The sequence below is a fragment of the Xanthobacter sp. BG11Y11_SDJG genome, assembly GCF_057364445.1.
In genome coordinates, this window is record NZ_JBNFNU010000132.1 from 1 (window position 1) to 10,395 (window position 10,395).

Annotated in this window: 6 protein-coding genes and 2 pseudogenes; 7 read left to right on the forward strand and 1 reads right to left on the reverse strand. The window is 70.0% G+C overall.

Annotation, left to right across the window (positions count from 1 at the left end):
- Window positions 1–335: 335 nt before the first annotated feature.
- From AC2W7M_RS12580 to AC2W7M_RS12590, 3 genes are all read left to right on the forward strand, one after another.
- Window positions 336–1,820: a replicative DNA helicase gene (locus AC2W7M_RS12580; protein ID WP_486132647.1), complete on the forward strand. Its 1,485-nt coding sequence runs from the start codon at window positions 336–338 to the stop codon at window positions 1,818–1,820.
- The gene (gene alr / locus AC2W7M_RS12585; protein ID WP_486132648.1) at window positions 1,817–2,968 is read left to right on the forward strand and encodes an alanine racemase; all 1,152 of its coding nucleotides are present in this window, start codon (window positions 1,817–1,819) and stop codon (window positions 2,966–2,968) included. The genes AC2W7M_RS12580 and alr overlap by 4 nt, the downstream gene beginning before the upstream one ends.
- Window positions 2,969–3,230: 262 nt before the next feature.
- Window positions 3,231–3,470 (forward strand): hypothetical protein, encoded by a 240-nt coding sequence (locus AC2W7M_RS12590; RefSeq protein WP_486132649.1) that lies wholly within the window; start codon window positions 3,231–3,233, stop codon window positions 3,468–3,470.
- A 102-nt stretch (window positions 3,471–3,572) separates the two neighbouring features.
- On the opposite strand, the gene ruvB is transcribed toward AC2W7M_RS12590, so the two are convergent.
- Entirely contained in the window at window positions 3,573–4,607 is a 1,035-nt protein-coding gene (gene ruvB / locus AC2W7M_RS12595) for a Holliday junction branch migration DNA helicase RuvB (protein WP_486132650.1), read from the reverse strand.
- Between the two features lie 210 nt (window positions 4,608–4,817).
- Between ruvB and AC2W7M_RS12600 the strand changes: the two are divergent.
- The 4 genes and pseudogenes from AC2W7M_RS12600 to AC2W7M_RS12615 all read left to right on the forward strand — a co-directional run.
- Window positions 4,818–6,377 (forward strand): annotated as a pseudogene (locus tag AC2W7M_RS12600) (Do family serine endopeptidase).
- A 200-nt stretch (window positions 6,378–6,577) separates the two neighbouring features.
- Window positions 6,578–7,294: a winged helix-turn-helix domain-containing protein gene (locus tag AC2W7M_RS12605; protein ID WP_486132651.1), complete on the forward strand. Its 717-nt coding sequence runs from the start codon at window positions 6,578–6,580 to the stop codon at window positions 7,292–7,294.
- 112 nt (window positions 7,295–7,406) lie between these two features.
- Window positions 7,407–8,770: pseudogene (locus AC2W7M_RS12610) on the forward strand (sensor histidine kinase).
- A gap of 214 nt (window positions 8,771–8,984) precedes the next feature.
- Window positions 8,985–10,395 (forward strand): [protein-PII] uridylyltransferase family protein (locus AC2W7M_RS12615; RefSeq protein ID WP_486132652.1); only part of this gene is annotated, 1,411 nt, incomplete at its 3' end.

Sequence of the window (10,395 nt, forward strand, 5' to 3'; positions counted from 1 at the left end):
GCGCGGACGCAGCGCGCGCTGCCCGAAGCCGCTTCTCCGCCCGGCGCACCCCTCACCCCCGTCCCCTCTCCGAGAGGGGAGGTGCGCCCGGACCACGGCGGCGGGGGTGCAAGCCGGGGGCGAATCGCAGCGGAGGCGGCGGCGCGGCGAAACGGGGAAGCGCCGGGCGCCACCACCCACCCGAGCCGAATCCGGGCGCTGCCCGTTATCCCCGCAACCCCCAGCCAAGAATGCGGCCTGGGGAAAGCCGCCGGCCGGCCCCATGGCCGGCGCAAGGCTATGGAGAGATCGTCCGCGCATCTGCTACATCATGCGCTCAACAGCGGATGGGCCCCATGCTCGACCTTCCCGCCCGGCAAGGCGACATCGAACCGAACTACCGCCAGGCGCCCCACAATGTGGAGGCGGAGCAGGCGCTCTTGGGCGCCATCCTGGTGAACAACGAGGCCTTCTACCGGGTCTCCGACTTCCTGGAGCCGCGCCACTTCTACGAGCCGATCCACGCCAAGGTGTTCGAGCTTTCGGGCGCGCTGGTGCGCGCCGGCAAGCTCGCGACGCCGGTGACGCTGAAGACCTTCCTGCCCGCCGACCTGGACGTCGCCGGCCTCACCGGACCGCAATATCTCGCCCGCCTCGCGGCGGAGGCGACCACCATCATCAATGCCGAGGACTACGGGCGCACCATCTACGACCTCTCGGTGCGGCGCGATCTGATCCGCATCGGCGAGGAGATCGTCAACGAGGCGTATGACGCGCCGGTGGACGCCACCCCGCAGGACCAGATCGAGCAGGCGGAAAAGCGCCTCTACGAGATCGCCGAGACCGGGCGCTACGACGGCGGCTTCCAGCGCTTCGGCGAGGCGCTGCGCGAGGCGGTGGACATGGCCTCCAAGGCCTTCCAGCGCGACGGCCACCTTTCCGGCATCGCCACCGCCCTCGACGACCTCGACCACCAGATGGGCGGCCTCCAGCCCTCCGACCTCGTAATCCTCGCCGGCCGCCCGGGCATGGGCAAGACCGCGCTCGCCACCAACATCGCCTTCAACATCGCCGCCGCCTATCGCGGCGAGACCCGGCCGGACGGCGCCACCGAGACGCTCTCCGGCGGCATCGTCGGCTTCTTCTCGCTGGAAATGAGCGCCGAGCAGCTCGCCACCCGTATCCTGGCCGAGCAGGCGGAGATCCCCTCCTACAAGATCCGCCGCGGTGACATCTCCGAGAGCGAGTTCTCCAAGCTCGCCGCCGCCGCCCAGACCATGCAGGTGGTGCCGCTGTTCATCGACGATACCGGCGGCATCTCCATCGCCCAATTGGTGGCGCGGGCGCGGCGCCTCAAGCGCCAGCGCGGGCTCGACTTCATGGTCGTGGACTATCTCCAGCTGCTCTCCGGCTCCTCCAAGAGTTCGTCCCAGGGCCGCGTGCAGGAGATCACCGAGATCACCACCGGCCTCAAGGCGCTGGCCAAGGAGCTGAACGTGCCGATCCTGGCGCTGTCCCAGCTCTCGCGCCAGGTGGAGACGCGCGACGACAAGAGGCCGCAGCTCTCGGACCTTCGTGAATCCGGCTCGATCGAGCAGGATGCCGACGTGGTCATGTTCGTGTTCCGCGAGGAGTACTACCTCAAGAACAAGGAACCGAAGCAGGGCACCGAGGAGTGGTTCAAGTGGGAGATCGAGATGAAGGCGGCCGAAAACGTGGCCGAGGTCATCATCGGCAAGCAGCGCCACGGTCCGACCGGGACGGTGAAGGTGCATTTCGAGCCGCAGTTCACCCGCTTCTCCAACCTGGCGCGGGAGGACCGCCTGCCGGAGCACCGGTGAGCGCCCCCGCCCCGACACCCGAGGAGGCCGCGGCCGAGGCTGAGGCGCACAGGCGCGCCGGCGCGGTGCTCACCATCGATCTTGCCGCCATCGTCGACAACTGGCGCACCCTGTCCGCCCTCGCCGCCCCGGCGCAGTGCGCCGCCGTGGTGAAGGCCGACGCCTACGGCCTCGGCATCGATCAGGTGGCGCCCGCTTTGTGGCGCGCGGGGGCGCTGACCTTCTTCGTCGCCCATCTCAACGAGGGACTGCGCCTGCGCGCGCTGCTGCCCGACGCCGTGATCTATGTGCTCAACGGCCTGATGCCCGGCACCGCGCCCGATCTGGTCGCGGCGAAGCTGCGGCCGGTGCTCGGCTCGGTGCCGGAAATCACCGAATGGAGCGCCTTCTGCCGCGCCGCCGGCCAGAGCCATGCCGCCGCGCTCCATGTGGACACCGGCATGGAGCGGCTCGGCCTCGCGCTGGAGGATGCGGTGAGGCTGTCGGACAGCCGGCGCCTGCTCGGCTTCGAGCCGAGCCTGCTGATGAGCCATCTCGCCTGCGCCGACACGCCGGGCCATCCGCTGACGATGCGGCAGCTGTCGCTGTTCACCGACATCGCCCGGCGCTTCCCCGGCGTCCCGGCCTCGCTCGCCAACTCCGCCGGCACGCTCTCCGGCCGCGACTTCCGCTTCGACCTCGTGCGGCCGGGCATCTTCCTCTATGGCGGCATCGCCGTCTCCGGCGTGCCGCCGCTGCGCAGCGTGGTGCGGCTCGATGCCCGCATCCTCCAGGTGCGCGAGGTGGCGCGCGGCGACACCGTCGGCTACGGAGCCGCGCAGCGCATGAAGCGGCGCAGCCGCATCGCCACCGTCTCCATCGGCTATGCGGACGGCCTGTTGCGCGCCGCCGGCGCGACCGACGCCAAGGCCGGCGCCGAGGCCGTGATCGCCGGACGCCGCTGCCCGCTGGTGGGCCGCATCTCCATGGACCTCGCCAGCATCGACGTCACCGCCCTGCCGGACGGCACGGTAGAGCGCGGCGCGATGGCCACCTTCCTCGGCGAAGGCATCGGCGTTGACGACCTCGCCGCCAAGGCGGGCACCATCGGCTACGAGGTGCTGACCAGCCTCGGCGCGCGCTATCTGCGCCGCTATGTGGGCGGCTGAAGGAGCGGTTGGGCGGGCGCCGGAGTCTTCCCACGCTGCGGCATCCCCAGAAATTAACTCTTCGTTAAGAGAAAGGATTCGATTTTTAACTTCTTCCGGGGCAGTCACCCGCGACTTCCCGCTCGACCGATGAATCCGGTCGTGTCTATCCTTCCATTCGGATGCGGGGGGAGGTCATGGTGATTCGGTTCGCTTTATCCCAGGAACAGCTCGCCTTGGTGGATCGTCTGGTGGCGTCGGCCGCTACGAGGCCCAGGAGAGCGTGATCGGCGCCGCCCTCGGTTTGCTGGAGATGCGCGAGCGCGAGCGGCTTTCCTCGCTCGCCGCTTTGCACGAGGCCCTGGCCGCCGAGGATGAAGAGGACCAGGATGACGAGGATCAGGATGACGTTATCCTGGCGGCGGACGAGGCGGCGCTGCCGCTCGACACCGCAATCCTCGATGAGATCGAGCGCCTGATCGCCGCCCATCCGCGCGCCGCTGTGCTCAAGGAAGCCTGCTGAGAGGGTCCGTCCGAGCGCCGGGGCGCCGCGGCAACGCGCGGCGGGAATGTGCGGGATCAGGCCGGAATTGGCGCAGGACCAGACCGGTATTTGCGCGGAATTTCAGGCCTCGCCCGCATCGAACAGCGGCAGCGCCGAGGGCTCTCGCTTCGGCTCCGGCAGGCCGAGATGGGCGAACGCCAGCCCGGTCAGCACCCGCCCCCGCGGCGTGCGCTGGATGAAGCCCTTCTGCACCAGGAACGGCTCGACGATCTCCTCGATGGCATCGCGCGGCTCCGAGAGCGCCGCCGCCAGGGTGTCGACGCCCACCGGGCCACCGGCGTAGAATTCAGCGATCACAGTAAGATAGCGACGGTCCATGGCATCGAGGCCGGCGCCGTCCACCTCCAGCGCCAGGAGCGCCCGGTCGGCGATCTTCCGATCGATCGCCTGCGCCTCCGCCACCAGGGCGAAGTCGCGCACCCGCCGCAAGAGCCGGCCGGCGATGCGCGGCGTGCCGCGGGCGCGGCGGGCGATCTCGGTCGCCCCTTCCGGGACGATGGGAATGCCGAGGACCCGCGCGCCGCGCGTCACGATGAGTTCAAGTTCCTCGACGGTGTAGAAGCCGAGCCGCACGGGAATCCCGAACCGGTCCCGGAGCGGCGTGGTGAGCAGTCCCGACCGGGTCGTCGCCCCCACCAGCGTGAACTTCGGCAGCGAGATCTTCACCGACCGCGCCGCCGGCCCCTCGCCGATGACGAGGTCGAGCTCGTAATCCTCCATGGCCGGATAGAGGATTTCCTCCACCGCCGGGGACAGCCGGTGGATCTCGTCGATGAAGAGCACGTCGCGCTCTTCGAGATTGGTGAGGATGGCGGCGAGGTCGCCCGCCTTGGCGATCACTGGTCCGGAGGTGGAGCGGAAGCCCACCCCCATCTCGCGCGCCATGATCTGCGCCAGCGTGGTCTTGCCGAGGCCGGGCGGGCCGACGAACAGCACATGGTCGAGCGCCTCGCCACGCGCCCGCGCCGCCTTGATGAACACCTCCAGATTGGCGCGCGCCTGCGCCTGGCCGGTGAAGTCGGCGAGCAGTTGCGGGCGCAGCGACGTGTCGGCGTCGTCGCCGCTTTTCTCGCCGGACAGGAGGCGGGTGGTCATGGGCTCAGTCTCGGAGGCCGGCGCGGCGCTCCCCCCTTCGCGAGTCGGTCGATCGCCGCGAATCTAGCGCCTCGGGCAAGGAAGGGCCAATGCGCCCTCCACATTACGAAAACGTAATCTTCCCGCCAGAGAGCCGTAAGGGTCGCATCGCTAGCGTGCCTCCTCGAACCTGCCCGCACCGGCAGGCCAGACAGAGAGATCAGCACGCACATGACCCGCTCCGCCAACACCACTTCCGTGACCAAGCGCCACCGGAAGGCCCTGCTCGCCGGTGTGTTCGGCCTCGCGATCGCCGGCGTCGTGGCCGGCCAATTCGTGCCCCCGGCCAACACCCCCGCCCTCGCCCAGATCACCACCAGCCAGCCCGCCGGCACCTTCTCCTTCGCCGACATCGTCGACAAGGTCTCGCCCGCCGTGGTCTCGGTGAAGGTGAAGAAGGAGCGCAACGACCAGGTCGCCATGGGCGACGACGAGGGCCTCGGCGGCAATGTCCCGCCGCAGATCGAGCAGTTCCTGAAGCGCTTCGGCTTCGGCCAGGGCGGCCCCGGCGGCCCGGGCATGGGTCCGCGCGGCCCGCGCGGTCCCCGGCGGCCGCTCCGTGGTCGGCCAGGGCTCCGGCTTCATCATCTCCGCCGACGGCTATGTGGTGACCAACAACCACGTGGTGGACGGCGCCGACGAGGTGGACGTCACCACCATCAACGGCAAGGACTATGTCGCCAAGGTCATCGGCACCGACCCGCGCACCGACGTGGCGCTGCTGAAGATCGAGGGCGCCAAGGACCTGCCCTGGGTCAAGCTCTCCGACACCGCCCCGCGCATCGGCGACTGGGTGATCGCGGTCGGCAACCCGTTCGGCCTCGGCGGCACGGTGACCGCCGGCATCGTCTCGGCCCGCGGCCGCGACATCGGCGCCGGCCCCTATGACGACTTCCTGCAGATCGACGCCCCCATCAACCGGGGCAATTCGGGCGGCCCGACCTTCTCGCTGAACGGCGAGGTGATCGGCATGAACACCGCCATCGTCTCGCCCTCGGGCGGCAATGTGGGCATCGCCTTCGCCATCCCGTCCGAGACCGTGAAGACGGTGGTCGCCCAGCTGCGCGACAACGGCACGGTGGCCCGCGGCTATATCGGCGTGCAGATCCAGCCGGTGACGGAGGACCTTGCGTCGGGCCTCGGCATCAAGGATGCCGAGGGCGCGCTCGTCGCCCAGGTCCAGCCCGACACCCCCGGGGCCAAGGCCGGCCTGAAGAGCGGCGACGTGATCACCAAGGTCAACGGCGAGGCCATCAAGGAGGCGCGCGAGCTGACCCGCAAGGTGGGCATGATGAAGCCCGGCACCCAGGTGCAGCTCTCCGTGATCCGCGACACCAAGCCGATCAACGTGACGCTGACGCTCGGCCAGCTGCCGAACGACAAGGTCGCCGCCCGCAGCGGCGGCCAGGACGAGGACGACGGCGGCCCGCTGGCCAAGGATCTGCCGCGCCTCGGCCTCCAGCTCGCCCCGGCGAAGTCGGTGCAGGGCGCCGGCTCCGAGGGCGTCGTGGTGACCGGCGTCGACCCGAACGCGCCGCCGCCCAGCGCGGCGTGAAGACCGGCGACGTGATCCTCAAGGTGGGCGACAAGGCCGTCTCCACGCCCAAGGACATCCGCGAGGGCCTCGCCGCCGCCAAGGCCGAGAACCGCAAGGCGGTCCTCATCCAGGTGAAGGGCGAGCAGGGCATCCGCTTCGTCGCCATCTCCATGGACACCAAGGCGAAGGGCTGAGCCTCTCCCGCATGACCCGGCCCGGCGCCGCCGAGGGGCGGCGCCGGGCCTGATTTTTCCCATCGGACCCGAGGCGGCCTATCCCTGTCGCCCCCAGCCGCTTCGGACCCGACGGCGCGGGAAGTCTCCAGAGGGCTTCCCGCGCCACTCCCGCCCCAACGTCCGAGTGTGGACCTGACGCGAGGCTCGGCTAGAGTGCCATGATTGCGAATCTCGATCTGGGCTCTTCCACCCCCATGCGCCTGCTACTGGTCGAGGACGACCGCGACGCCGCGGAATACCTGCGCAAGGCCTTCAAGGAGGCCGGCCACGTAGCGGATCTCGCGGGCGACGGCGAGGAGGGCCTCGCTTTGGCGCTCGACGGCAAGTACGACGTGATGATCGTCGACCGCATGCTGCCCCAGCGCGACGGCCTGTCGCTGGTTTCCGAGCTGCGCGGGCGCGGCCACACCACGCCGGTGCTCATCCTCTCCGCCCTCGGCCAGGTGGACGACCGCGTCCAGGGACTGCGCGCCGGCGGCGACGACTATCTCCCCAAGCCCTATGCCTTCACCGAGCTGCTGGCGCGCGTCGAGGCGCTGTCGCGGCGCGGCGCGCCGCAGGCGGCCGAGACGGTCTACAAGGTGGCCGACCTGGAGCTGGACCGCCTCTCCCATTCGGTGACGCGGGGCGGCAAGGAGATCGTCCTCCAGCCGCGCGAATTCCGTCTGCTCGAATATCTCATGCGCCACGCCGGTCAGGTGGTGACGCGCACCATGCTGCTGGAAAACGTCTGGGATTATCATTTCGACCCGCAGACCAACGTCATCGACGTCCATGTCTCGCGTCTGAGGGCGAAGATCGACAAGGGCTTCGAGGTGCCGCTCATCCACACGGTCCGCGGCGCCGGCTACATGGTGCGCGCGGGGGCCAAGTGAACGCGGTGGCCAAGTGAACGCGGTGGCCAAGTGAGCGCGGGGGCCAAGTGAGCGCGCCGGCCGCCGCGCGGGAGACTCGCCGGTGAAGGTGTTCGCCAATCTCGCGCGGCTGATGCGCACCACGGCGTTCAAGCTGCTCGCGGCCTATCTGCTGGTGTTCGCGGTGTTCGCGGTCTCGGTGATCGTCTACACCGCGTGGCACACCCGCCAGCTGATCCAGGTGCAGGTGGCGGACGACCTGGAGCGCGAGATCCGCTTCCTGTCCGACCAGTACCGCATCGGCGGCATCCAGCGTCTCGTCTATGTGATCGACCGGCGCACCCGGCGGCCGGGCTCGTCCATCTACATGCTGGCCAATTTCCAGGGCGAGGTGATCGCCACCAACGTCTCGGACCTGCCGCTCGGCCTGCTCGACCAGCCGGGCACGCGCTTCACCACCTACAACCGGCCCGAGGAGAGCGGCACCAAAAGCCATGTGGCGTTCGTGGAGGTGGACATCCTGCCGGGCGGCTACCGCCTGCTGGTGGGCCGCGACATCGAGGAGCGCGACACCCTGCGCGCGCTCGTCACCCGTCCGGCGCAGTGGGCGGTGCTGCTGATCGTCGGGCTGGGCCTGGCCGGCGGCGTGTTCGTGACGCGCCGGGTGCTGAAGCGCATCGACGCCATGACCGCCACCTCCGAGACCATCATGGCCGGCGATCTGTCCGGCCGACTCGCGCTGGCCGGAACCGGCGACGAGTTCGACCGCCTCGCCCATTCCCTCAATGCCATGCTGGAGCGCATCGAGGCGCTGATGCAGGGGCTGAAGGACGTCTCGGACAACATCGCCCACGATCTGAAGACCCCGCTCACCCGCCTGCGCAACCGGGCGGAGGAGGCGCTGCGCACCGCGGACGGCGAGGCCCAGTGGCGCCGGGCGCTGGAAGACACCATCGAGGAGAGCGATGCGCTGATCCGCACCTTCGACGCGCTGCTCATGATCGCCCGCGCCGAGGCCGGACAGGCGCGCGCCTCCATGAGCGAGGTGGATCTCGCCGACATCGGCGAGAACGTGTCCGAGCTTTATGAGCCGCTGGCCGACGAGAAGGGCCTCGATCTGGAGGTGACCACCACGCCCGTGGTGGTGCACGGCATGCGCGAACTGCTGGCGCAGGCGCTCTCGAACCTGGTCGACAACGCCATCAAATATGCGGCCCCTGAGGAGGGCGCGCGACGGCGCGTCGCCGTCACCCTTGCGCGCGAGGACGGCGATGCGGTGCTGCGGGTCGCCGATCAGGGGCCGGGCATCCCTGCGTCCGAGCACGGCCGCGTGGTGGAGCGCTTCGTGCGCCTGGAGGCGAGCCGCACCGGCCGGGCTCGGGGCTCGGCCTGTCTCTGGTGGCTGCGGTGGCGCATCTGCATGGCGGCAGCCTTTCGTTCTCCGACAACGATCCGGGCCTCGTCGCGACACTCCGTTTGCCGGCAAAGGCACCATGAGCCAAAACCGGGCGGACACCGCCCGCCACCGGCGCCGCATTAACCTTTTGGGCGTTCTGCTGGCGGCGCCCATCGCCGCCGCGCCGCGCTCGAGCCGCCGAGGGGGCTTGCGCTCCGGCGCGGCCTCGTGCCTTTAGGGCACGACATGCGCGCTCCACACGAACCGGATTCGCCCGGCCTCCTGCCGCTCGCGTCGCTGATGCGGGAAGCGCCGGTGGTCGCCGATCCTCAGACGGCAAAGCTTAAACTTTCCCAGGCCACCGATCGCCTCGATCCGCAGGATGCCGCAGCGCTGGCGGCCCTGCTGGCGGCGCACCCAGTCGCGCTTGCCGTCTGCCTCGGCCTCACCGAAGGCTCGCCGTTCCTGCTTGACCTCGTGCGCGCCGAGCCTGGGCGGCTGCTGCGCGCGCTCGGCACCGATCCCGGCGCGCATCTCGATGCGCTCACGGCCGCCGCCGTGGCGGTGGCCGAGGCGGCGCAGGACGAAGCGGAGATCATGCGCGCGCTGCGCCGCATGCGCGCGGAGGCGGCGCTGACCATCGCCCTCGCCGACATCGGCGGCGCCTTCAATCTCGACCAGGTGACGGGTGCCTTGACCGATGTCGCCGACACCGCGGTGCGGGCGGCGCTGTGCTTCCTGCTGAAGGACGCCGCACGTTCGGGCAAGATCGACGCGGCCGCCGCCGCGCCGGACGGGCCGAGCGGGCTCGCCGTGATCGCCATGGGCAAGCATGGGGCACGCGAACTCAACTATTCGAGCGATATCGACCTCGTGGTGGTCTATGACCGCGAGGCGGCGCCGCTCGCCGACGGGATCGAGCCTTCGCCCTTCTTCGTGCGCATCACCAAGGGGCTGGTGCGGCTGATCCAGGAGCGCACCGCGGACGGCTATGTGCTGCGGGTGGACCTGCGCCTGCGGCCGGATCCCGGCTCGACCCAGGTCGCGCTCTCCACCCATGCCGCGCTCGATTATTACGAGCGCGAGGGCGCCACCTGGGAACGGGCCGCCTATATCAAGGCGCGCGCCGTGGCGGGCGATCTCGCGGTGGGCCGCGCTTTCCTCGGCGAGCTGGCCCCCTTCGTGTGGCGCCGGGTGCTGGATTTCCAGGCCATCGCCGACGTCCATGCCATGAAGCGCGAGATCCACGCCTTCCGCGGCCACGACGTGGTGGCGGTCGAAGGGCACAACGTGAAGCTCGGGCGGGGCGGCATCCGCGAGATCGAGTTCTTCGTGCAGACCCAGCAGCTGATCGCCGGCGGCCGCGACCCGATGCTGCGCACCTCGCGCACCCTCGACGCGCTGGATGCGCTGGTGGACCATCGCTGGATCGCCCCCAAGGTCCGCGACGAGCTGAAGGAGGCCTATTGCTTCCTGCGCCGGGTGGAGCACCGCATCCAGATGGTGGCGGACGCCCAGACCCACGAACTGCCCGAAAGCCGCGAGGCCATGGAAGCGTTCGCCCGCTTCATGGGCTATGCCGATCGGGACGCCTTCGCCGCGGCTTTGGTGGAGCGCCTGCAGCGGGTGCAGCTCCATTACGCCCAATTGTTCGAGGATGCCCCGCCGCCGGCCGCTTGTGCGAGGAACTGGTGTTCCCGGCCGGCGAGACGACCGGCAGACGCTC

What these genes read in the sequence shown, in the direction of transcription:
- AC2W7M_RS12580 (WP_486132647.1), top strand. Translation starts at nt 336, where the DNA reads ATGCTCGACCTTCCCGCCCGGCAAGGCGACATCGAACCGAACTACCGC.
- AC2W7M_RS12605 (WP_486132651.1), top strand. Translation starts at nt 6,578, where the DNA reads ATGATTGCGAATCTCGATCTGGGCTCTTCCACCCCCATGCGCCTGCTA.
- ruvB (WP_486132650.1), bottom strand. Translation starts at nt 4,607, where the DNA reads ATGACCACCCGCCTCCTGTCCGGCGAGAAAAGCGGCGACGACGCCGAC.